This is a genomic window from Clostridium rhizosphaerae (assembly GCF_016765585.1).
Classification (GTDB): domain Bacteria; phylum Bacillota; class Clostridia; order Clostridiales; family Clostridiaceae; genus Clostridium_AT; species Clostridium_AT rhizosphaerae.
Genome location: NZ_JAESWC010000002.1, coordinates 453374 through 475413, shown reverse-complemented (window position 1 = coordinate 475413; position 22040 = coordinate 453374). Strand labels below are relative to the sequence as shown.

Annotated in this window: 22 protein-coding genes; all 22 read left to right on the top strand. The window is 32.9% G+C overall.

Annotation, left to right across the window (positions count from 1 at the left end):
- The first annotated feature begins 21 nt into the window (after nucleotides 1-21).
- Nucleotides 22-1029, top strand: a complete 1008-nt coding sequence (locus tag JK636_RS05550; RefSeq protein ID WP_202747827.1) for a rod shape-determining protein — start codon at nucleotides 22-24, stop codon at nucleotides 1027-1029.
- Between the two features lie 3 nt (nucleotides 1030-1032).
- Nucleotides 1033-1878 carry a rod shape-determining protein MreC gene (mreC, locus tag JK636_RS05545; RefSeq protein WP_202747826.1) on the top strand — a complete coding sequence of 282 codons (846 nt, stop codon included), beginning with the start codon at nucleotides 1033-1035 and terminating at the stop codon, nucleotides 1876-1878.
- A gap of 10 nt (nucleotides 1879-1888) precedes the next feature.
- Complete coding sequence (mreD, locus tag JK636_RS05540) at nucleotides 1889-2389, top strand: rod shape-determining protein MreD (RefSeq protein ID WP_202747825.1); 501 nt, start codon at nucleotides 1889-1891, stop codon at nucleotides 2387-2389.
- A gap of 20 nt (nucleotides 2390-2409) precedes the next feature.
- Entirely contained in the window at nucleotides 2410-5265 is a 2856-nt protein-coding gene (locus JK636_RS05535) for a penicillin-binding transpeptidase domain-containing protein (protein ID WP_202747824.1), read from the top strand.
- A 197-nt stretch (nucleotides 5266-5462) separates the two neighbouring features.
- Nucleotides 5463-8363 carry a penicillin-binding transpeptidase domain-containing protein gene (locus JK636_RS05530; RefSeq protein WP_202747823.1) on the top strand — a complete coding sequence of 967 codons (2901 nt, stop codon included), beginning with the start codon at nucleotides 5463-5465 and terminating at the stop codon, nucleotides 8361-8363.
- 119 nt (nucleotides 8364-8482) lie between these two features.
- On the top strand, nucleotides 8483-9115 hold the full coding sequence (gene minC / locus JK636_RS05525) for a septum site-determining protein MinC (RefSeq protein ID WP_202747822.1): 633 nt from the start codon (nucleotides 8483-8485) through the stop codon (nucleotides 9113-9115).
- A 54-nt stretch (nucleotides 9116-9169) separates the two neighbouring features.
- Entirely contained in the window at nucleotides 9170-9970 is an 801-nt protein-coding gene (minD, locus tag JK636_RS05520) for a septum site-determining protein MinD (protein ID WP_202747821.1), read from the top strand.
- A gap of 13 nt (nucleotides 9971-9983) precedes the next feature.
- Nucleotides 9984-10253 carry a cell division topological specificity factor MinE gene (gene minE / locus JK636_RS05515; protein ID WP_202747820.1) on the top strand — a complete coding sequence of 90 codons (270 nt, stop codon included), beginning with the start codon at nucleotides 9984-9986 and terminating at the stop codon, nucleotides 10251-10253.
- Between the two features lie 86 nt (nucleotides 10254-10339).
- On the top strand, nucleotides 10340-11455 hold the full coding sequence (gene rodA / locus JK636_RS05510) for a rod shape-determining protein RodA (protein ID WP_202747819.1): 1116 nt from the start codon (nucleotides 10340-10342) through the stop codon (nucleotides 11453-11455).
- Nucleotides 11456-11490: 35 nt separating this feature from the next.
- Nucleotides 11491-11865 (top strand): methylglyoxal synthase, encoded by a 375-nt coding sequence (mgsA, locus tag JK636_RS05505; protein WP_202747818.1) that lies wholly within the window; start codon nucleotides 11491-11493, stop codon nucleotides 11863-11865.
- Nucleotides 11866-12109: 244 nt separating this feature from the next.
- Complete coding sequence (locus tag JK636_RS05500; protein ID WP_202747817.1) at nucleotides 12110-12862, top strand: M23 family metallopeptidase; 753 nt, start codon at nucleotides 12110-12112, stop codon at nucleotides 12860-12862.
- 32 nt (nucleotides 12863-12894) lie between these two features.
- Nucleotides 12895-13740, top strand: coding sequence for a M50 family metallopeptidase (locus JK636_RS05495; RefSeq protein ID WP_202747816.1), 846 nt, complete (start codon nucleotides 12895-12897; stop codon nucleotides 13738-13740).
- A gap of 177 nt (nucleotides 13741-13917) precedes the next feature.
- Nucleotides 13918-15777: a TIGR03960 family B12-binding radical SAM protein gene (locus JK636_RS05490; RefSeq protein WP_202747815.1), complete on the top strand. Its 1860-nt coding sequence runs from the start codon at nucleotides 13918-13920 to the stop codon at nucleotides 15775-15777.
- Nucleotides 15746-16456, top strand: a complete 711-nt coding sequence (locus JK636_RS05485; protein WP_202747814.1) for a TIGR03936 family radical SAM-associated protein — start codon at nucleotides 15746-15748, stop codon at nucleotides 16454-16456. Before JK636_RS05490 ends, JK636_RS05485 begins: the two co-directional genes overlap by 32 nt.
- Before the next feature lie 67 nt (nucleotides 16457-16523).
- Entirely contained in the window at nucleotides 16524-17972 is a 1449-nt protein-coding gene (locus JK636_RS05480; protein WP_202747813.1) for an Rne/Rng family ribonuclease, read from the top strand.
- Nucleotides 17973-18093: 121 nt separating this feature from the next.
- The gene (gene rplU / locus JK636_RS05475; RefSeq protein WP_202747812.1) at nucleotides 18094-18405 is read left to right on the top strand and encodes a 50S ribosomal protein L21; all 312 of its coding nucleotides are present in this window, start codon (nucleotides 18094-18096) and stop codon (nucleotides 18403-18405) included.
- A 4-nt stretch (nucleotides 18406-18409) separates the two neighbouring features.
- Nucleotides 18410-18736 carry a ribosomal-processing cysteine protease Prp gene (locus JK636_RS05470; RefSeq protein ID WP_202747811.1) on the top strand — a complete coding sequence of 109 codons (327 nt, stop codon included), beginning with the start codon at nucleotides 18410-18412 and terminating at the stop codon, nucleotides 18734-18736.
- Nucleotides 18737-18740: 4 nt separating this feature from the next.
- The gene (gene rpmA, locus JK636_RS05465) at nucleotides 18741-19043 is read left to right on the top strand and encodes a 50S ribosomal protein L27 (RefSeq protein ID WP_202747810.1); all 303 of its coding nucleotides are present in this window, start codon (nucleotides 18741-18743) and stop codon (nucleotides 19041-19043) included.
- Between the two features lie 137 nt (nucleotides 19044-19180).
- Entirely contained in the window at nucleotides 19181-20455 is a 1275-nt protein-coding gene (gene obgE / locus JK636_RS05460; RefSeq protein WP_202747809.1) for a GTPase ObgE, read from the top strand.
- 25 nt (nucleotides 20456-20480) lie between these two features.
- A complete protein-coding gene (gene yhbY, locus JK636_RS05455; RefSeq protein ID WP_202747808.1) occupies nucleotides 20481-20771 on the top strand; it encodes a ribosome assembly RNA-binding protein YhbY in 291 nt (96 codons plus the stop codon).
- A 73-nt stretch (nucleotides 20772-20844) separates the two neighbouring features.
- Nucleotides 20845-21450, top strand: a complete 606-nt coding sequence (gene nadD, locus JK636_RS05450; RefSeq protein WP_202747807.1) for a nicotinate-nucleotide adenylyltransferase — start codon at nucleotides 20845-20847, stop codon at nucleotides 21448-21450.
- A gap of 10 nt (nucleotides 21451-21460) precedes the next feature.
- Nucleotides 21461-22030 carry a bis(5'-nucleosyl)-tetraphosphatase (symmetrical) YqeK gene (gene yqeK, locus JK636_RS05445; RefSeq protein WP_202747806.1) on the top strand — a complete coding sequence of 190 codons (570 nt, stop codon included), beginning with the start codon at nucleotides 21461-21463 and terminating at the stop codon, nucleotides 22028-22030.
- Nucleotides 22031-22040: the final 10 nt, after the last annotated feature.

Sequence of the window (22040 nt, the reverse complement as noted above, 5' to 3'; positions counted from 1 at the left end):
AGTTGAAAGGAGAAATTTTTAATGGGATTATTTGGAATGTCAAAGGACATGGGAATAGATTTAGGAACTGCAAATACTCTAATATATGTAAGAGGGAAAGGTATTCTGCTTAGAGAGCCTTCTGTTGTGGCTATAAATTGCGATACTAAAAAGGTTCTTGCGGTTGGACTTGAAGCAAAGCAAATGATTGGCAGAACGCCAGGAAATATTGTAGCTATAAGACCACTTAAGGATGGGGTTATAGCTGATTTTGATGTTACTCAAACAATGATGAAAAAGTTTATAGATAAAATTAGTCCTAAGAGTGCTTTTACAAGCCCAAGAATAGTTGTGTGTTTTCCTTCTGGAGTAACTGAAGTTGAAAAAAGAGCTATAGATGAGGCTACTAAGCAGGCTGGGGCTAGAGAGGTTCTTTTAATGGAAGAGCCTATGGCTGCTGCTATTGGTGCAGGACTTCCTGTAAATGAGCCAACTGGAAGCATGATTGTTGATATTGGTGGAGGAACTACCGAAGTTGCTGTTATATCTCTTGGAGGGATTGTAACCAGTAAGTCTTTGAGGGTTGCTGGAGATGAACTAGACCAGTCAATAATAAGCTACATAAAAAGAGAATATAATTTAGCTATTGGAGAAAGAACTGCAGAAGCTGTCAAGATGGAACTTGGTTCAGCTTATCCTTCAGAGAACGAAGGTACTATGCAGATTAAAGGTAGAGACCTAATAACTGGACTTCCTAAAATTGTAGATATAACTGAAGGTGAAGTAAGAAATGCTTTAAAGGAGCCTGTAGCATCAATAATTGATGCTATTAAGACTACTCTTGAAAAAACTCCCCCAGAGCTTGCTGCTGATATTATGGATAAAGGAATAATGCTTGCAGGAGGAGGAGCTCTTCTGAAAGGATTAGACAAACTAATAAACCATGAGACTCATATGCCTGTACACATTGCAGAATCACCTCTTGACTGCGTTGCTTTGGGTGCTGGGAAAGCACTAGATAATGTAGATAAAGTGAGCAGAAAAAGATAGCATATGGCATTTTTAAAGAACAAACTGGCAGTAACTATTATTGTGCTGTCAGTTAGCTTTTTAATATTAATTGGCATAAGCGTCAAGAGAGAAAAAGCATCTATTATTGAAAATGGTGCAGGGGCTACCTTAAATGCGGTTCAGGGATTCAGTTATAAGGCAGGAAATGTAATTAAAGAAAATTTGAGTTTCATATTTAATTTTTCCAAGGTTAAAAAAGAAAATGAAGAGCTCAGAGCTAAAAATAGCGAGTTAGAACAGAAAGCATTAGAAAGTGATTCTTTAGCTAAAGAAAATACTGAACTGAGAGAAGCACTTAATTTTAAAAATCAGCATTCTGAATATAATTATGTGGGATGCGATATCATAGGCAAAAGTGGCGGAAATTATTTGGATGGGTATATAATAGATAAGGGGACTAAAGATAATATTAAAAAAGGAATGGTAGTTGTTACGGCAAGAGGTCTAGTTGGTCAAGTAACTTCTACTGCAAGCAATTGGTCTGTTGTACAATCCATATCAAATGAAAATATTGCAGTTAGTGCTATGGTAGAAAGTACAAATGAAACAAGTGGAATTTTAAAAGGATATAAGGATGCTGACAGCAAGCTTTTAGCTAAGCTTTATAATTTGCCGGAAGATTCTGCTATAAAAAAAGGCGATGTTATATTAACATCAGGTTACGGGAATCTTTATCCTAAGGGCATAAGGATTGGACAGGTAGTAGATGTAGAAGAGGATAAGGGTAAGATTATGAAAAATGCTGTCATTGAACCTTATGTGGACTTTAATAAATTAGAAGAAGTGTTAGTTATAATACCAAAAGATATAAGAGATATAAAATATTAAGGTGAGAAATATGAAAAAAATTTTTACTTTATTTTTATTATGTGTGTTTCTGCTAGTTGTTGATAACACACTTGTTCCTTTTTTTGCACTAAGAGGATATTATCCGAGTCTTTTATTAGTGTTTGTTATTTTGTATTCTGTTATTAACGGAATGTGGGAAGGTATCTGGCTGGGAGCATTTTCAGGCCTTCTTCAGGATATATATTTTTTTAATGGATTTGGAATAAATGCATTTACCAATATTCTTATATGTACAGCAGCAGGTTTTATAGGCATTGGAATTTTTAAAGAAAAAGGTTTAATACCAGTGGTGTCTTCCTTTGTTTTATGTTTTGTTAAGGGAGTGCTTGTATTTTCGCTGCTTTATCTACTAAAAGTATATGCGCCTTTTAGTCATATTCTGTATAATAGCATTTATTCAATGTTTATTTCTGTATTTGCTTATAGGCCAATATATAAGCTTTGTCAGAAGGAATTTATGCAAAGAAAGTGGAGCTTTTATGATAAATAATAATCAAGTGAGGGGAAAGTATGAAAAAGAAGAAAAAAATATTTAATAGATATATTTCTTTGCTAATAATTATGATATTGATCTTTACAGCGATTATATCTAGACTTACAATTCTTCAAGTTGTAAAAGCAGATGAATATAAAGATAAAGCAAATACAAAGGCAATAACTGAAGTACCAGAATTTGCTCCCAGAGGACAAATATTGGATAATACAGGAGAGGTTCTAGCCACAAATAAGCAGAGTTATAATGTTACATTTACAGAAACAGAAGATAGTCTTAATAGCTTTTATGATACAATGGACGGCTTGTTTAAAATATTGGATGATAATAAAGCTATACAAAAGGATGATCTTCAGCTTAAGGTAAATCCGTTTAGCTTTCAATTTGCAGCCTCAGATGAGGATACAAAAAAATCACTTGAAATTAGGTTTAAAAGAGATAGAGGGCTTAATGAAGGTATTCAGAGTAAACTCTTTCCAAAGGCAAAAGATAAGCTTACGGATGATCAGGAAGATGAAATAAATAATAAGCTTTTAGAAATTACTCCAGAGCAAACCTTTAATTATTTAGTTGACTTTTATAAAGTTTCTCCAGAGGAAATTTTTCAAAGTATTATAGATCAATATGGAAAATCACCTGAGGACACAATAACAAGACTTCAGGAAAGATATAAAATAACTGTGGATGATAGTACAAAGGTATTGCTTGATCAGTATATTAAAACTTCAAAAAAGCAAATAAAAGATGATTTATTAAAGCAGCTTATCGAAAAATGCAATGTTGAAAAAAATAAGCTTTCTCCTGAAAAGCAGGTTGAACTTGAAAGAAGATATATTCTCGTAAAAGATGCTTTAAAGATGCAGAGCTTTTCCGGCTACAAACCTGTTGTAATAGCAAGTAATATTAGCAAAGAAACAGCTGATATTATTTATCAAAAACTTAATGATTTTTCAGGAGTAGATATATCTATGCAACCTATGAGAACCTATCCTTATGGTCAGCTTGGCTCAGCTGTACTTGGATATATATCAAAAGTTGGTTCAGACAGTAAATATGAAGAAAAAGGCTATGATGTTAATACAGACTATATAGGTGTTCAAGGTATAGAAGGTGCCTTTGAAGACAGGCTTAGAGGTTCTAAGGGCGGAAGTATTGTTAAGCTCAATAGATACGGAAGAGTTATTGAAGAACTTGGAAGAAGAGAACCTTATCCGGGACAATCAATACAGCTTACAATAGATAAAAATGTACAGTATGCAGCTGAGACTGCTTTAGATAAGGTTATGGCTGATTTACAAAAAAGAGGAAGACAAAAGGACGTTAATACAGTTAATGCAACAAGAGGTGCAGCTGTTGCTATAGATGTAAATACTGGAGCGGTGCTGGCTCTTGCTTCAAGACCTGGATTTAATCCTAATGATTTTTCAAATCCAAGCGGATTGACTACGGATACTTTTAAGAAATACTTTGATCCTGATTATGCAGAGTATGGAAAGTCAAGAGGACTTCCAAGCAGCTTAATAGAAAAACTTTTCCCTGTAAGTGTAAAAACACAGAAAAGGTATGACAGATTTGATTTTGCACCTAAACCTCTGTACAATTATGCAACATACTCTTTAGTTCCTCCTGGATCTACCTTCAAACCAATGACAGCAGTTGCTGGACTGGAGTCTGGAGTAGTAACTCCGGGAGATACTGTAAACGACCATTCTATATTTGATGATGGGAAAGGTTATAAACAAACGTTTTATGACAATGGTTCAGGTTCAGGAATAGTAAATTTGACAAAGGCATTGGAAAAGTCAAGTAACCCTTATTTTATGACTGTTGGTCAGAAACTCAGGGAAGCCAAGGGTGATGATATCTTAGCAAACTATGCATGGAAATTTGGTTTAGGAGAAAAACCTCAATCTAATGCAAAGTACTCAACCGGAATAGAAATAGGAGAAAATTTTGGTCAGGTTTTTAATACTTACAGTATAAAAAATAATTATGCCGAAAATTATCTGCTTGTAACTATGGAGGAGTTAAAATCCGGGAAAGGTCAATATAAAATAGCGTCCTTTACGCCTATTGATTTATATGATAATGACGGTGATATTCAAAAGGTAAAGGATATAAAAACCGATTTTAAGAACCAAATTAAAGAATTTATACGAAATGGCGGAAAGGACAATGATGTAATAAAGTCATATTCAGATTATCTGAATAAACTAATAGCAGCAGACCCAATTTATAAAGGCAAAAATATTTCTAAGGACGAGATCTCGGCAGTAGCTAACGAGATGCTTATGATTACTATATATGATGGCAACTTCCAGAGCAAAGCGCCATTTAATATGTATAATGCTGCTATCGGTCAGGGTATGAGCAATTTTACTCCGCTGCAATTAGCAAATTACGTTTCAACCCTAGTAAATGGGGGAAACAGGTATAAACTTCACCTTGTAGATAAAATCTTAGATGCAAATGGAAATGTTGTTCAGCAGATAAAGCCAGAAGTAGTTGAAAATGCTGGCATTAAGCAAAGTACCGTAGATGCAATCAAACAAGGTATGAGCGCCGTTACAGGTGAAGACGGTACAGCAGCTGGAGTATTTAATGGATTCCCAATAAAAACTGCAGGTAAAACAGGTTCTGCAACTTATAGCAAGACTCAGGATGAAATTGACAGGACATCATATGGTGTTTACATTGGTTTTGCACCATATGATAAGCCGAGAATCGCTGTAGCAGTGATTGTGTTCGATGGTGGTCACGGTGGATTTATAGCACCAGTTGCTAGGGCTATGTATGAGGCTTATTTTAAAACAGAACTTGATGCACAGGGTTATACACCGCAGAATGATGTCGTTTCTAAGCCTATTCAATAAAATTAGACGGATTTTATCCGTCTAATTTTTTTGTCTATTAATATTTAAATTAAAGAAGGATTTTAGTAATATTTGTTGAATTGTAAGATATATCTTCCTAAGTATAATAGTGGTTATAAAACATATAAATTGAAAAGAGTTTAATTTATGTAAACAATAGTTTCATTATAAATATAAATCAAGAATAAGGAGATATTATGAAGAAGAAAAAAATATTTAACAGATACATATCCTTGCTAATAATTATGATATTAATTTTTGCGGCGCTTCTATCTAGACTTACAATACTTCAAATTGTAAAAGCAGATGAGTATAAAGATAAAGCTAATACAAAAGCTGTAACTGAAATTGCAGAAAATGCGCCAAGAGGCCAAATACTAGATAATACCGGTGAAGTTTTAGCAACAAATAAACAAAGCTATAATGTTACTTTTGCAGAAACAGAGGATAGTCTTAACAGTTTTTTTGATACAATGGATGGACTTTTTAAAATATTAGACGGAAATAAGGCTGTCCAAAAAGATGATTTTCAGCTTAAAGTAAATCCATATAGTTTTCAGTTTACTGCCTCTGATGAAGATACTAAAAAAGCTCTTGAAATTAGATTTAAAAGAGATAAGGGACTTAATGAAAAGGTTAGGAAGAAGGTTTTTCCAAAGGTGAAAGACAAGCTTACTGATGATCAGGAAGATGAAATAAATAATAAGCTTTTAGAAATTACTCCAGAAGAAACCTTTAATTATTTGGTTGATTTATATATGGTATCTCCAGAGAAAATTTTTGAAAGTATTATAAATCAATATAAAAAATCACCTGAGGATACAATAACAAGACTTCAGGAAAGATATAAAATAACAGTGGATGATAGTATAAAAGTATTGCTTAATCAGTATATTAAAGCTTCAAAAAAGCAAATAAAAGATGATTTGCTAAAGCAGCTTATTGAAAAATTCAATATTGAGAAAAACAAGCTTTCACCTGAAAAGCAGGTAGAACTTGAAAGGAGATATATTGTCGTAAAAGATGCTTTAAAGAAGCAGAGCTTTACAGGATATAAGCCTGTTGTAATAGCAAGCAATATAAGTAAAGAAACAGCAGATATTATATATCAAAAACTTAATGATTTTCCTGGAGTAGACATATCACTGCAGCCTATGAGAACATATCCTTATGGTCAGATTGGATCAGCTGTTCTTGGATATATATCGAAGATTGGCTCAGATAGTAAATATGAAGAAAAAGGCTATGATGTTAATACAGACTATATAGGTGTTCAAGGTATAGAAGGTGCTTTCGAAGACAAACTTAAAGGTTCCAAGGGTGGAAGTGTAGTTAAGCTTAATAGAAATGGAAGAGTTATTGAAGAACTTGGAAGAAGGGAGCCTTATCCGGGACAATCTATACAACTTACCATAGATAGAAATGTACAGTATGCTGCAGAAACAGCTTTAGATAAGACAATGTTGGAACTCCAAAAACAGGGAAGAGTTAAAGACGTAAATACTGCAAACGCAACAAGAGGAGCTGCTGTAGCTATAGATGTAAATACGGGGGCTGTGCTTGCTCTTGCATCAAGACCAGGGTTTGACCCTAATGATTTTTCAAATCCAAGCGGTCTTTCAACTGATATATTTAAAAAATATTTTGATCCTGATTACGTTGCCTATGGCAAATCAAGAAATTTGCCAAGCAGTTTAATAGAAAAACTTTTTCCTGTAAATCCTAAAACTCAGAAAAGGTATGATGCTTTCGATTTTGTTCCTAAGCCGTTATATAACTATGCAACCTATTCTTTAGTTCCTCCTGGTTCTACATTTAAACCCGCTACTGCGGTTGCGGGTCTTGAATCAGGAGCTATCACAAGAGGATTTGGTATAACAGACAATGGTCATTTTAAAGGTGCAGATGGAAAGGATATTCATTTTGATGTTGGCGGGTATAATTACGTTGATCTAACAAAAGCTTTAGCGGTTTCAAGCAATCCCTACTTTATGACCGTAGGTGATAAACTTCTTCAATTATCTGACTATAAGGATTACGATGTACTTGCACAATATGCGTGGAAACTAGGACTAGGAGAAAAACCATCAGCTAATGCAAAATATTCTACAGGTATTGAAATAGGAGAAAACTTCGGTCAGGTATTTAACAGTGTAAGTAATAAAAATGTTTTTGCAATAAACACTTATTACCAGGTAAGAGAGGTTCTCAAATCAGGTAAGGGAAGCTATAGAGTTGCTAACTTTACTCCTATTGATTTATATGATAATGATGGAGATACCCAAAAGGTAAAAGACATTAAGACTGACTTTAAAAATTTAATTATGGGATTTGTAAAAACAGGCGGTTTTGACAGTGATGAGTTAAAAGCTAGTCCTGGAAAAAGAGATAGTTATGTAGTTAAGGGTTATGTAGACAGCATAAATAAGTTAATAGCTGCAGATCCTCAGTATAAGGGAAAGAATATATCAAAAGATGAAATATCAGCCATTGCGAATGAAATGTTAATGATTACTATCTACGATGGCTATACTCAGAGTACACTTCCATTTAATATGTACTACGCTGCTATAGGTCAAGGAATGAATAACTTTACTCCGCTTCAACTAGCAAATTATGTTTCAACAATTGCGAATGGAGGAACTAGATATAAGATACATCTTGTGGATAAGATATTAGATGCTGACGGAAAAGTAATTCAGCAGACTAAGCCTGAAGTTGCAGAAAACACAGGAATCAAGCCTTCAACGGTTGAAGCAGTAAAGGCGGGCATGCAGGCTGTTAACACTGGGGAAGATGGTACCGCAAGATTTGCATTTAGTGGATTCCCTATACCGACAGCAGGAAAAACTGGATCTGCTACGTTTAATGAAAAAACTCAGGATGAACTTGGTAGAACTTCATATGCTGTCTATATAGGTTTTGCACCATATAATAATCCAAGGATTGCTGTTGCAGTAATGATATTTGATGGTGGTCACGGTGGCAATATTGCTCCAGTAGCTAGAGCTATGTATGAAGCTTACTTTAAAACAGAACTGGATGCTAAGGGCTATACTCCAATAAATGTTGTTATAGCAAAAAAAGCTGGTCAATAAAATTAGACGGATTACCCGTCTAATTTTATTTTTTGAATAGTTATTTTCAAATTAAAGAAGGATTTTAACAATATTTGTTGAATAATACACTGTATGCTCTTATACTTTGGAGGTTTGTTATGGTAGACGACAAAATAATTATTAAAGGCAATAAAGACGGCTTATATGCAATTATAAATATGAATAAATTTAAAGACTTTGATGAAATGCTTGATAGCCTAATAGAGAAGCTGTCTAGAGGTAAGAAATTTTATAAGGGCTGTACTCTAAAGATAACTATGGAGCTGAAAAATTTAAGTGAAAGAGAACTAGCTAAACTTAGAGACGTTCTTTTTGACGAATTTATGATTAAAGATTGTATTTTTGAAGATAGGGAAGAAAAACCCAGCAAGGTGTTTTCAGGTATCTATGAAGGCCGCACAAAGTTTCTTAGAAAAACTGTAAGAAGTGGTCAATGCATAAATTATTCGGGAAATATTGTTATTATAGGGGATGTTAATCCAGGTTCGGAAGTTTATGCAGGTGGAAATATAGTTGTTCTCGGAGCCTTAAAAGGACATGCTTATGCAGGCGTTGGCGGTAATGAAAAAGCTATAATTGCAGCATTTAGTCTGCAGCCTGAGATACTTCAAATTGCAGATATAATGACAAGGTCACCTGAAGATGGAATGAAACCTCAATATCCAGAGGTTGCGAAAGTAAAGGATAACAGCATAATTGTTGAACCATATTTATTTAATAAGTTCATTTAAGATATAGTTTGAAGAATTAAAAACACAAATATAAAGTTATGGGAGGAAAATTAAATGGGAGAAGCTATTGTAGTAACTTCAGGTAAAGGTGGAGTTGGAAAAACTACGACTACAGCAAATATTGGTACAGCACTAGCTGCTATGGGAAAGAAGGTTGTTGTTGTCGATGGAGATACAGGTCTTAGAAATTTAGATGTTTTAATGGGACTTGAAAACAGGATAGTAAATACTTTGGTGGATGTTATTGAAGACAGATGCAGACTAAAATCTGCATTGATTAAAGATAAAAGATTTAATAATTTATTTTTACTTCCTACAGCACAAACCAGAGACAAGAATGATATTGAGCCTAAAAAAATGCTTCAGCTTATTGATCAATTAAAAGATGAATTTGATTATGTAATTATTGACTGTCCTGCCGGAATAGAACAAGGATTTGAAAATGCTGTTATAGGGGCTGATAGAGCAGTTGTTGTAGTAAACCCGGAACTAACTTCTGTCAGAGATGCAGATAGAGTAATTGGAAAACTTGACTCAAAAGGCTTAGAGAGACAAGAGCTGGTAATTAACAGAATAAATTATGAGATGACTAAAAAAGGAGACATGCTTGATATAAATGATATACTGGAATGTTTGGCAGTAAAGCTCTTAGGGGTTGTTCCAGATGATAAAAATGTTACTGTATCTACTAACAAAGGTGAACCAATAGTATTAGATGAAAAGGCTTTATCTGGACAAGCGTTTAAAAATATAGCAAGAAGAATTACTGGAGAAGAAGTTCCGCTGTTATCACTTGATATTGAAGAGGGTGGTTTCTTGTCTTCTCTAAAGAAGTTATTCTTTAAATCAAGATAGGGGGGGAGCTTAAATGGATTTATTTAAATTTTTTTCATCAAAGCCATCTCCTAAGGAAGTAGCGAAGGATAGGCTTCAGCTTATATTGATACATGATAGAGCCGATGTTTCACCAGAATTTTTAGAAATAATCAAGGGAGAAATATTAAAGGTATTATCTAATTATGCTGATTTTGATAATAAAGATATAGAGGTTAAATTAACAAGAACTGAAGAAGGTGAAGGATCTTCACCAGCCTTGGTTGCTAGTATTCCAATAAAGAATATGAAAAAGAAGATCTAAACTATATGCTGTGTATAATTCAAAAGTTATACATAGCTTTTTTTTGTGGCTGCTGTTATAATGTAATTGTTACTGGAGGGATATAAATGTTAGATAAGCTAAAGATAAATGGTAAGCTCTTAAAGGAGTTAGATTTCGGTGTAATAATAGTAGCTATAATAATAGTCTTATTTGGAGCAATAAATATTTTTAGTGCTACCCATAATAAATTTGGATTTTATTATTTTAAGCTGCAAATAGTATGGCTTATTATTGGTCTTGGGATTATGTATGCCATAATATTGTTTGATTACTCTTTGATAATGAACTACGCAACTCTTATATACTGGGCCTCCATAATATTTCTTTTAATAAATGATACCCTGGGAAAGGTTACAAATGGAGCGAGATCTTGGATTTCTCTTGGTAGCAGAGGAATTCAGCCCTCTGAGTTTGCTAAAATAGGAATGATCATCATTCTTGCAAAAAAGCTTGAAGATATGGAAGGAAATATAAACAACATAAAAAACTTTCTTGTATTATGCTTTTATGCTTTGGTTCCTATGGCATTGATTGTAATACAGCCTGATATGGGTATGACAATGGTGTGTTTTTTCATAGTTTTAGGTATATTTTATATAGCAGGACTTAATTCTAAGGTTATCGCCTGGGGATTTGGCGCAGTAGCTGCTGCTATAGCTGTACTATGGAATACTCCAGTTATGCAGGGATATTGGAAGACAAGGCTTACCTCTTTTTTAAGTCCTGAAGCAGATGAGCTTGGTACAGGCCTTCAGCTCATATCTTCTCTTATAGGAATAGGCTCTGGAGGACTGTTTGGCAAGGGCTTCTTAAAAGGGACTCAGGTATCAGGCGGATTTATACCTGAAGCTTTTAATGATTTTATTTTTGCTGTAGTTGGTGAAGAATGGGGACTTATAGGAGCAGCTTTCTTATTGATACTCTATGGAATATTAATATATAGGCTCATTAAAATAGCTCATGTGTCCAAAGATATATTTGGGTCAATACTTTGTGTAGGTATAATATCTACCTTTATGTTTTCTATACTTCAAAATATAGGAATGACTATAGGAATTATGCCTATTACAGGAATAACACTGCCTCTAATGAGTTACGGTGGAAGTTCAATACTCACATACTTTATTTCCTTAGGGTTAGTATTAAATGTTGGTATGAGAAAGAAAAAAATCAATTTTTAACTTATGAATTACATTAATACAAGGGGGAATTGACTATGAAAATTGCATTGATTGCTCATGACAAGAAAAAAGATGATATTGTTGAATTTGTAACCAGATACAGAGACATTTTTAAGGAACATGAGTTATATGCAACAGGTACAACAGGAAGATTAATATGCGAAATAGTAGGACTGAAGGTTCATAGGTTTTTATCAGGTCCTCTAGGAGGGGATCAGCAAATAGGTGCTAAACTAGCTGAGGGAGAAATAGATTTTGTTATATTCTTAAGAGACCCTCTTACTGCTCAGCCTCATGAACCTGATGTAAGTGCACTTCTTAGAATTTGTGATGTTCATCATGTACCGCTTGCTACTAACATAGGTTCTGCGGAAGTCTTTATAAAAGCTTTAAAAAACCGTAATAATTAGCTATAATAACAAGCTGCCTAGTGCAGCTTTTTTATTTTTGGAATATATGTCCTTCTGTAAAAATATATATAAGTAGAAAAAATAATAATTATATATAGTGCAAAAGCTCTGATGCATTAATGCTGTCCGAAAAGCACTTAAAGATTGGATATTTTATAGCGGCATTTATGTAAGAACTTAATTACATTATATATAATCACAGTTTGTGCTTGAAGATAAAAAATATAAATACAGGAGGGGCAAAATGGGAAACTATAATTCACAGTATGAAAACTACTATAGCAGTTTAGTAAAGAAAAAAAGCTATAGAGGATATAACTATGCAAATGGAGGAAGAGGCGAGCTTAATACATACGGCAATTATTTTCTTAAAAGACTATTTAGGGATTTGATAGGTGTTTTTATACTATTTATATTTATTATTATATGCAAACTAGTTGTAACACCCCAAACAACATTGATATACAATTACTCAAAAACCGTAGTAAATAAAAATTACGATTATAATACAATGATAAATAATATAAAGACTTTAGACTTAAAGAAGCTTGAGGATAGTTCTACAGACTTTCTAGAAAATGTTAAAACAAAACTGACAGGAATAAAGCCGCTCAAAGATAGATTGAAAAACGAATTTCAAATACCTGTGGAAGGCAATATTATTTCAAGCTTCAGTAATAAAAGTAATAGCGGAATTGATATAGGGGCGAAGAACGGCACTGAAGTCATAAGCCCAAGCGAAGGAAAAATAAAGGATTTAGGAGAGAATGAGCAATTAGGTAAATATATTGTTATTGATCATGGTAAGGGAATCGAAACAAAATACAGCAGCTTAAGCGAGGTGTTTATTAAAAAAGATGATGTAATTCAGAAAGGACAAGTTATAGCAAAGACGGGCGACGTTCCAAAATCAGGAACACCACATCTTCACTTTGAGGTGCTCTATATGGGAGAGAATAAAAATCCAGAAGACTATATAAGTTTTATAGGAAGGTAATTTGGCTAACAACAATTTTTTGGAGGCATTACTTGATAAAAGTAAACAAATTTTTTTTCCCTTATATAATTTTATTACTATTTCTTGGTTTTAAAGGTCAAATTATTCTGGCCTTTTTAATTGTGTTTTTTCATGAAGCAATTCATTATTTAACAGCAGTTTTTTTAGGCTTTTCTGGATTTGATATGGAGATTTTGCCTATTGGAGCAAGATTATCTTTAAATGAACTGGAGGATGCTACAGCAAAACAAGACATGATAATTTCATTGTCCGCTCCTATTTTCAATATAGCAGCGGCAGTAATTTTTTATTATATAAATAAGAGTTTCCCTAGCGAAATTTTATACTTGCTTTATAAAGGAAATATAACTGTTGGCTTATTCAACCTTATACCTGCATTTCCATTAGATGGAGGTAGGGTCCTAAGAAGCTTTATGTGTTACAGGACAATATATAGAAAGGCAAATGAACTTACAATTAAGTTCAGCATTATTCAAGGAGCAGGATTTTTATTTATTTATTTTTTACTGCTACTTTTAAAGATAAACAATGTTAATATTGCAGTCATTGCAGTTTTAATAATTTATTCATCGTATAAAGAGAAGGAAAGGATAGTTTATATTATCATGGGTGATATAGTAAAAAAAAGATATAAATTTCTTAAAAATAGATATATGGAGAATAAGAATCTGTCTATTCATTATAAATGTGATTTAATAACAGCATTAAGCATAATTGATAAAAATAAATTTAATATTTTTACTGTTCTTGATGATGAAATGAAGTTTATGGATATAATTTATGAAGACGAGTTAATTGAAGGACTGAAGGTATTTGGAAATTTAACCATAGAAGAATTTATAAATACTAGGGAGTAAAACTTAAACATTGTTAAAGTGGCTCAAGTTATGATAAAATATATTGTCTAAGCAAAGACCTTATGGTATTTTAAAATACAAATGAGGATGTTAAGCTTCTAAAGGACTTTAGTCAGTAACATGCTTGTGAAAACAAACAGAAAGGTTACTCAGTGTTTTAAGCGAAAGGAGAAAAATATGAATAGAATTACAGATGATATTTTATATAGAGTTGAAAAGCCTGCCAGATATATAGGCGGCGAATTCAATTCTTATAATAAAGATAAGAATGCTGTGGACATAAGATATGCTTTTTGCTTTCCTGATGTTTATGAGGTAGGAATGTCTCATTTAGGAACAAAAATACTTTATTATGTTTTAAATGAAAGAAAGGATACCTTTTGTGAAAGAGCTTTTGCTCCATGGCCTGACATGGAAAAGCTTATGAGAGAAAGCAATATTCCTTTATATGCGCTAGAAAGCAAAGATTCCTTAAGTGATTTTGACTTTTTAGGTTTTACGCTGCAGTACGAAATGAGCTATACAAATATATTAAACATGTTAGATATGGCAGGAATACCTGTAAGGGCTTCACAAAGAAATGAAAATCACCCAGTTGTTATGTGTGGTGGACCTTGCGCTTACAATCCAGAGCCTCTTTATGATATAGCGGATATTTTTGTAATAGGCGAAGGCGAAGAGATTATAAATGAAATTTTAGATTTATATAAAGAATATAAAACTAAAGGTAAAAAAGAATTTTTAAGGGCAGTATCAAAGATTCAGGGTATTTATGTTCCAAGTCTTTATGAGGTAACTTATAAGAAAGATGGGACTATAGATGAATTTAAGCCCTTATATGATGATGTTCCAAAGAAAGTAAAAAAGAGGATTATAGCTGACTTAAATGATAACATATATCCAGATAAGCTTATTGTTCCGTATACTGAAATAGTTCATGATAGAATAATGCTTGAAACCTTTAGAGGCTGTACAAGAGGCTGCAGGTTCTGCCAGGCTGGAATGATTTACAGACCTGTTAGAGAAAAAAATACTTCAAAGCTTATGGAGCAGGTAGATGACTTAATAGTCAACACAGGTTACGAAGAAGTATCGCTAACTTCACTAAGTATTTGTGACTATTCAGATATTGAAAACCTTGTTAATTCTGTAGTTATGAAATATAAAGATAAAAATGTTGGGGTAACTCTACCTTCATTAAGAATAGATTCCTTTTCTGTTGATTTGATTAAAGAAATTCAAAAGGTAAGAAAAACCGGGCTTACTTTTGCTCCAGAAGCTGGTTCACAGAGAATGAGAGACGTGATCAATAAGGGAGTTAATGAAGAAGATTTAATAACTTCAGTTAGAAGTGCCTTTGAATCGGGCTGGTCAACTATAAAACTATATTTTATGATAGGACTTCCTTATGAAGAAATTGACGATGTTAAAGGAATAGCTAATTTGGCAGAAAAGGTAGTAGAGGAGTATTATAAGGTTCCTAAAGAAATTAGAAATAAGGGCTTAAAAGTTACTGCAAGTACTTCAATCTTTGTTCCTAAACCTTTCACACCTTTCCAGTGGGCTCCTCAGGATACTATGGAATCTGTTAGGGAAAAGATAAATGCAATAAGAAGCACAATAAAGAGCAGATCTATTAACTATAACTGGCATGAATCCTTAGTAAGCTATACAGAGGCAATTTTTGCAAGAGGGGACAGAAGACTTTGTGACGTGATTGTTAAGGCTTTTGAAAAAGGTGCCAAGTTTGACGGATGGTCAGAGTATTTTGATTTTAATATATGGGAAGAATCTCTTAAAGAGTGCGGTGTGAGTGGAGATTTTTATTCTTATAGAGAAAGAAGCTATGAGGAAGTTCTTCCTTGGGACTTTATTGATATAGGAGTAGATAAGAGTTATTTGATAAGCGAAAATGACAGAGCTAAAACTGCAAGCCTTACACCTGACTGCAGGTTAGGCTGCACGAAATGCGGAGTAAATGTAAACTTTAGAGAAGGGAAGTGCTTTGCAGGTGCGATATCTAATAAAGTTCAGTAAGGAAAGTCATATAAAGTTTATTTCTCATTTAGACTTAATGAGAACCATTCAAAGGGTTATTAGAAGAGCAGAGCTTCCTGTAGAGTATTCTAAAGGTTTTAACCCTCATATGAATCTCTCTATAGCGCAGCCACTTTCAGTTGGAATGTATTCTATAGGGGACTATATGGATGTTGTGCTTACAGAAGAACTTGATGAAAATTATATTAAGGATGCTTTAAATGAAAATATGCCTTCAGGGATAAAAGCATTTGAAGTTGTAAAAGTAAAGGATAGTAATGATGGCAGAAAAGTTCCTCAGTCCATGGCTTTAATTGATGCAGCTAAATATATTATAAAAATTAAATATGCACAAACAGAAAGGCTTAATGAGGAACTTAAGGCAATAGAGGAAAAAAATGAATGGGGTATTATGAAAAAGAGCAAAAGCGGAGAAAAGCTTGCTGATATAAAGCCTTTAGTTAAGAATATTGATTTCCAAATTAATGATAAGCTTTTAATAATCACAGCAATTATTAGCTGCGGCAGCAAGGAAAACTTATCTGCTGAGCTTTTGTCAAGGTATATAATAAACAATACTTCCGCAGTATGCAGTGAAGCTTTTGTTGATATAATGAGAGAAGAAATGTATGTTGAAAATAAGGAGAGTCTTATTCCAATATATAAATATTTAGCATAATAAAGTGGAGGATGTAATTCCTCCACTTAAAATTATTGATACATATAAAAAAACAGGGGTGATTTCCTTGAAAGAAGTACTTATAGAAAGAAATTATGGAATACTTAGAGCAGCAATTACTGAAGATAAAAAACTTATTGAATGCTTCATCGAAGAAGAGAGCACAGATCCACAGCCAGGTGAAATATATAAGGGTATAGTAAAAAATATTGTACCTGCTATTAAATGCGCCTTTATTGATATCGGACTAACTAAGAGCTGTTATATGTATTTAGATAGAAAGTTTAATAACATGAAGCTTAAAAAGAATGATGAGATAATTGTGGAAGTGCTAAAAGAAAATGTAGGAGATAAAGGGGCAAAGGTAACAAACGCTATAACTATACCAGGAAGATATGTGGTATTAGAAACCTTAAATAAGGAAATAGCTTTTTCTAAGAAAATTATTAATGAAGGTTTTAAAACCTTCATTAGAGGGAATATAAAGAGACCTGAAGATGTTGGTCTTATGATTAGAACAAATGCAGAAGCCGCTGACTTTGAAACTATAAATAAAGAAGTAGATAAATTATATAGTATATATAAAGACATAATAAGAACATTTAACTATTCATTAGGAACAAAGCTTTTATATAAAGGCGAAGGGGTACTGGATAAAATAGTAAGAGACAGCTTGGATGAAAAGGTTGAAAGTATTGTTGTTAATGATGAAACAGATTATAATTATTTGAATGAATTTTTCAAAATAAATAAGGAACTAAATAATTGCAGCTTAAAACTTTATAAGGATAATAATATGTCTTTATTTAGCACTTATAAAATAGAAAATCAGATATTGAGTCTACATAACAATAAAGTTAAGCTGTTAAGCGGAGGATATATAGTAATTGACAAAACAGAAGCTATGTATGTAGTTGACGTGAATTCTGGTAAAAATATAAAAGGTACTTCTATAGATAAAACTATATTAGAGACTAATATAGAGGCGGCAAAAGAAATAGGACGGCAGATAAGGCTGAGAAATTTATCTGGGATAATTATTATAGACTTTATTAATATGGACAGTTCATTACATAAAGAAAAAGTTTTAAAAGAGCTAAGCAGTGCATTAGAGGGGGATAAAAGCAAGACTATTATATATCCCTTTACTGATCTTAACTTAGTGCAAATATCAAGAAGGCGCAGGGGAAAGCCTATTTCTGAATACATAGAAGACACATGCCGAAATTGTCATGGGGGAGGCAGTAAGTTTAAACTTGCCTACTTATGTTTACTTATAAAAAATGAAATGCTCAAGCTAAGCAAAGAGTTAAGCATAGAAAATATTTATTTAGAGATTGGAAGTACTTATAAAGAAGAGATAATTAAGGATATTGTAAACTTTGCAGATAGTATTGGCTGCAGTAATAAGAAGCTTTACGTGAATTTTGTTGAAAATATGGATTTTTTTAAACTTGAAGCTTTAATTTTCAAAAATGACATAGAAAACTTACAAAAATTCAGGATATATGGATAAACTTACTTTACAAAGCGGATATACTGTGTTAAAATGGCTTTTGTAGACCGCACACGCAAGGTTTTAAATCACTTTATAAGTGTACCTGAGATGGCGAGACTGGATCGAGGAGGTGTATTTTATGTACGCAGTTATAGCTACTGGAGGAAAACAATACAAAGTTCAAGAGGGAGACGTTATATACGTTGAAAAGTTAACTGGTGAAGTTGACTCAACTGTTGAATTAACAAATGTTTTAGCAGTGGGTAAAGAAGATGGTTTAGTAGTAGGTAAGCCTGTAGTTGAAGGAGCTAACGTTGTTGCTAAAGTATTAGGACAAGGAAAAGCTAAGAAAATTATAGTTTTCAAGTATAAGAGAAAGAAAGACTACAGAAGAAAACAAGGACATAGACAACCATACACTAAGCTACAAATTGAAAAAATAAACGCATAATATTATGATTATTGCAAAATTCGAGAAGAATTCAGAAAAGATAGTATCTGTTGATTTAAAAGGTCATGCAGATTCTGCTGATGAAGGATACGATATGGTATGCAGTGCTGTTTCTGCAATTTCATTAACTATTGCTAATGGGATTACAGAAGTGCTAAAAATTAATCCTTCAATTTCTTTAGAAGATGGATTTTTAAGTGTAAACTTGAAAATGCTCTCTTTAGAGGAAATAGATAAATGCCAGATACTGCTTGAGACTATGCTTGTTGGATTACAAGGTGTAGAAATAAGCTACGGTGAATATATAGAAGTGGAAGTAGAGGAGGTGTAATACCATGCTAGTTATGAACCTTCAGTTATTTGCTCATAAAAAAGGAGTAGGTAGCTCAAGAAACGGAAGAGACAGTGAATCCAAAAGACTTGGTGTTAAATGTGCTGATGGACAATTTGTTTTAGCTGGTAACATATTAGTTAGACAAAGAGGAACAAAGCTTCATCCAGGAGAAAACGTAGGTAAAGGCAGCGATGATACTCTTTATTCTAAGGTAGACGGTATCGTTAGATACGAAAGAGTTGGAAGAGACAAAAAGAAAGCTAGTGTTTACCCTGTAGATGTTGAAGTACAAATAGCTGAGTAATGATTAAAGCACCCATTATTTGGGTGCTTTTTTAAAATTGTAAAAACTTATTAATTAAATAATGTAATTTAGTTAATAATATATGTATATCTTTACAAGTGTTTATAAAGGCTTGTTTATATAAAGAGGTGAAATTTATGTTTATTGATAGAGCTAAGATTTATATTAAATCAGGAGATGGAGGAGATGGTGCCATTTCCTTTAGAAGAGAAAAGTATGTTCCGTTGGGTGGACCAGATGGTGGTGACGGAGGAAAAGGCGGAGATATTGTTTTAGTAGCAGATCCTAATATGACTACTCTTTTAGATTTTACTTACAAGAGAAAGTATGCTGCTGAAAGAGGTACTAATGGATCAGGATCAAACTGTTATGGAAAAAACGGCGAAAGTTTGTACATAAAAGTACCTATGGGTACTATTATTAGAGACATCGAAACAAATAAAATAATGACAGATCTATCTCATGCTGGAGATACTTTTATAGTAGCTAAAGGCGGTAAGGGAGGAAAAGGAAACTCCAAGTTTGCGACACCAACTAGACAGGCGCCTAATTTTGCAGAACCAGGTATGCCGGGGGAAGAAAGAAACATTGAGCTTGAATTAAAGCTTTTAGCTGATGTGGGCTTAATTGGCTTCCCTAATGTAGGAAAATCTACTCTTTTATCAGTAGTTTCCAAGGCAAGACCTAAGATTGCAAATTATCATTTTACTACTCTAAAGCCTAATTTAGGAGTAGTAGATGTAAAAGGTATAAAAAGTTTTATAATGGCTGATATACCAGGTATAATAGAGGGTGCGGCTGAAGGTGTTGGACTAGGGTTAGACTTTTTAAGGCATATAGAGAGAACAAGAATATTAATACATGTAGTAGATATTTCTGGAGTAGAGGGAAGAGATGCTTTTGATGACTTTTTAAAGATCAATGAAGAGCTTAAAAAATACAGCGTCAAGCTATGGGATAGACCTCAAATAATAGCTGCGAACAAAGCAGATATGCTTTATGATGACTCAATTTATGAAGATTTTAAGAAAAAAGTAGAAGAACTTGGCTATACTAGAATATTTAAAATTTCCGGAGCTACCAATACGGGATTAGATGAACTTTTAAAGGAAGCAGCTGAAATGTTAAGTAATATTCCTGTAGAAGATTTGGAAATCAGTGAGTCAGAAAAGTTTGTTCCAGAAGAAAAACGATTTACTTATGACATAAGAGTAGAAGATGGAGTTTATATAGTAGAAGGAAGCTTTGTTGACAGATTACTTGCAAGTGTTAATGTAAATGAACCCGACTCTTTGAAATATTTCCATAAGGTGTTAAGAAATAAAGGTGTTCTGAATGAATTAATTGAAATGGGAATTAAGGATGGAGATACCGTTAGATTAAATGATTTTGAATTCGATTTCTTATTGTAGTTATAATTAGGAGGATTTTTATTGTATGATAACTAGTAAACAAAGAAGCTATTTAAGATCTCTTGGACACAACCTAGAGCCTATATTTCAAGTAGGAAAAGGCGGACTAGAAGAAGGTTTCTTAAAGCAAATTGATGATGCACTAGAGGCAAGAGAAATAATAAAAATAAGTGTATTAAATAACAGCGGCTATGAAGCAAGAGAGGCATCAGATGCGATATGCAGTGAATTAAATTGCGAAGGCGTTCAGGCTATAGGAAATAAAATTGTGCTTTATAGAAAATCTGAAAAAAAACAAAAAATACAACTTCCATAACTTTAAACTGTTGATATAGCATGTGTTTATTATATAATAAATACATGCTAATTTTATAAAGAGAGGATATTTTATGGTTAAGAAAGGAATTTTTGGAGGAACTTTTGATCCGATTCATAATGGTCATCTTTATATAGCACATGAAGCTTTGCATAGACTTAATTTAGATGAAGTTATTTTTATGCCCTCGGGAAATCCACCTCATAAAACAGAAAAGAGAAAAACTGACGCTGCTATAAGATATGAAATGGTAAAAACAGCTGTACGAGATGAGAAGTATTTTACTGTGAGCAACTATGAAATAAAAAACTCTGGCTTGAGCTACACATATAAAACTTTAGAACACTTTAATAATATTGAGAATGATACAGAGTGGTATTTTATTACCGGGGCTGACTGCTTGGTAGAACTTGATTATTGGAAAAGCGTGGACAGGATATTAGATTCCTGTAAATTAGTAGTGTTTAATAGACCAGGGTATCCAAAAGAAATTATTCTTGAGCAGAAGAAAAGGGTAGAAGAAAAATATAAAAAAGATATCATTTTTTTAGATTTTAGCCTTTTTGACATATCTTCAACTTCTATAAAAAAAATGATAAAAGAACAAAAGGATGCCAGTTACTTAATGCCCCAGGGAGTTTATAATATTATACTAGAACTTCAATTATATAAAGATTAGAGGTGAAATTATGTGGAATGAAGCTGAAATTGAAATGTACTTGAAGGAGCATCTAAATGAACAAAGGTTTAATCACAGTTTAAGAGTAAGAGATATAGCTGTAAAATTAGCTGAGTATTATGGTGAAGATAGAAATAAGGCCAGAATAGCAGGACTAGTTCATGATGCTGCTAAAAATATGAAAGATGAGGAAATTATTAATATTTTAGAAGATAATGGTTATAATATAGATAAAATACATAAGAGAACTCCAAATATAATGCATGGATTAGCAGGCGGTATTATTGCTAAGAACCAAATGGGAATTTTAGATGAAGATGTATTAAATTCAGTAGTATATCATACTACTGGCCGAAAAAATATGTCTACTTTGGAAAAGATAATATATATATCTGATTATATAGAACCAATGCGGAACTTTCCAGGGATTTTTGAACTTAGAGAACTTGCCTATAAAGATTTGGATGATGCGCTCTTATTGTCTTTTGATAATACTATAAAATATGTGATTTCTAGAGGCCAGCTGCTTCACTATGATACTATAGAAGCTAGAAACTACATACTTTTTAATAAAATGTAGGAGATAAAAT

What these genes read in the sequence shown, in the direction of transcription:
- JK636_RS05550 (WP_202747827.1), top strand. Translation starts at nt 22, where the DNA reads ATGGGATTATTTGGAATGTCAAAGGACATGGGAATAGATTTAGGAACT.
- mreC (WP_202747826.1), top strand. Translation starts at nt 1,033, where the DNA reads ATGGCATTTTTAAAGAACAAACTGGCAGTAACTATTATTGTGCTGTCA.
- mreD (WP_202747825.1), top strand. Translation starts at nt 1,889, where the DNA reads ATGAAAAAAATTTTTACTTTATTTTTATTATGTGTGTTTCTGCTAGTT.
- JK636_RS05535 (WP_202747824.1), top strand. Translation starts at nt 2,410, where the DNA reads ATGAAAAAGAAGAAAAAAATATTTAATAGATATATTTCTTTGCTAATA.
- JK636_RS05530 (WP_202747823.1), top strand. Translation starts at nt 5,463, where the DNA reads ATGAAGAAGAAAAAAATATTTAACAGATACATATCCTTGCTAATAATT.
- minC (WP_202747822.1), top strand. Translation starts at nt 8,483, where the DNA reads ATGGTAGACGACAAAATAATTATTAAAGGCAATAAAGACGGCTTATAT.
- minD (WP_202747821.1), top strand. Translation starts at nt 9,170, where the DNA reads ATGGGAGAAGCTATTGTAGTAACTTCAGGTAAAGGTGGAGTTGGAAAA.
- minE (WP_202747820.1), top strand. Translation starts at nt 9,984, where the DNA reads ATGGATTTATTTAAATTTTTTTCATCAAAGCCATCTCCTAAGGAAGTA.
- rodA (WP_202747819.1), top strand. Translation starts at nt 10,340, where the DNA reads ATGTTAGATAAGCTAAAGATAAATGGTAAGCTCTTAAAGGAGTTAGAT.
- mgsA (WP_202747818.1), top strand. Translation starts at nt 11,491, where the DNA reads ATGAAAATTGCATTGATTGCTCATGACAAGAAAAAAGATGATATTGTT.
- JK636_RS05500 (WP_202747817.1), top strand. Translation starts at nt 12,110, where the DNA reads ATGGGAAACTATAATTCACAGTATGAAAACTACTATAGCAGTTTAGTA.
- JK636_RS05490 (WP_202747815.1), top strand. Translation starts at nt 13,918, where the DNA reads ATGAATAGAATTACAGATGATATTTTATATAGAGTTGAAAAGCCTGCC.
- rplU (WP_202747812.1), top strand. Translation starts at nt 18,094, where the DNA reads ATGTACGCAGTTATAGCTACTGGAGGAAAACAATACAAAGTTCAAGAG.
- JK636_RS05470 (WP_202747811.1), top strand. Translation starts at nt 18,410, where the DNA reads ATGATTATTGCAAAATTCGAGAAGAATTCAGAAAAGATAGTATCTGTT.
- rpmA (WP_202747810.1), top strand. Translation starts at nt 18,741, where the DNA reads ATGCTAGTTATGAACCTTCAGTTATTTGCTCATAAAAAAGGAGTAGGT.
- obgE (WP_202747809.1), top strand. Translation starts at nt 19,181, where the DNA reads ATGTTTATTGATAGAGCTAAGATTTATATTAAATCAGGAGATGGAGGA.
- yhbY (WP_202747808.1), top strand. Translation starts at nt 20,481, where the DNA reads ATGATAACTAGTAAACAAAGAAGCTATTTAAGATCTCTTGGACACAAC.
- nadD (WP_202747807.1), top strand. Translation starts at nt 20,845, where the DNA reads ATGGTTAAGAAAGGAATTTTTGGAGGAACTTTTGATCCGATTCATAAT.
- yqeK (WP_202747806.1), top strand. Translation starts at nt 21,461, where the DNA reads ATGTGGAATGAAGCTGAAATTGAAATGTACTTGAAGGAGCATCTAAAT.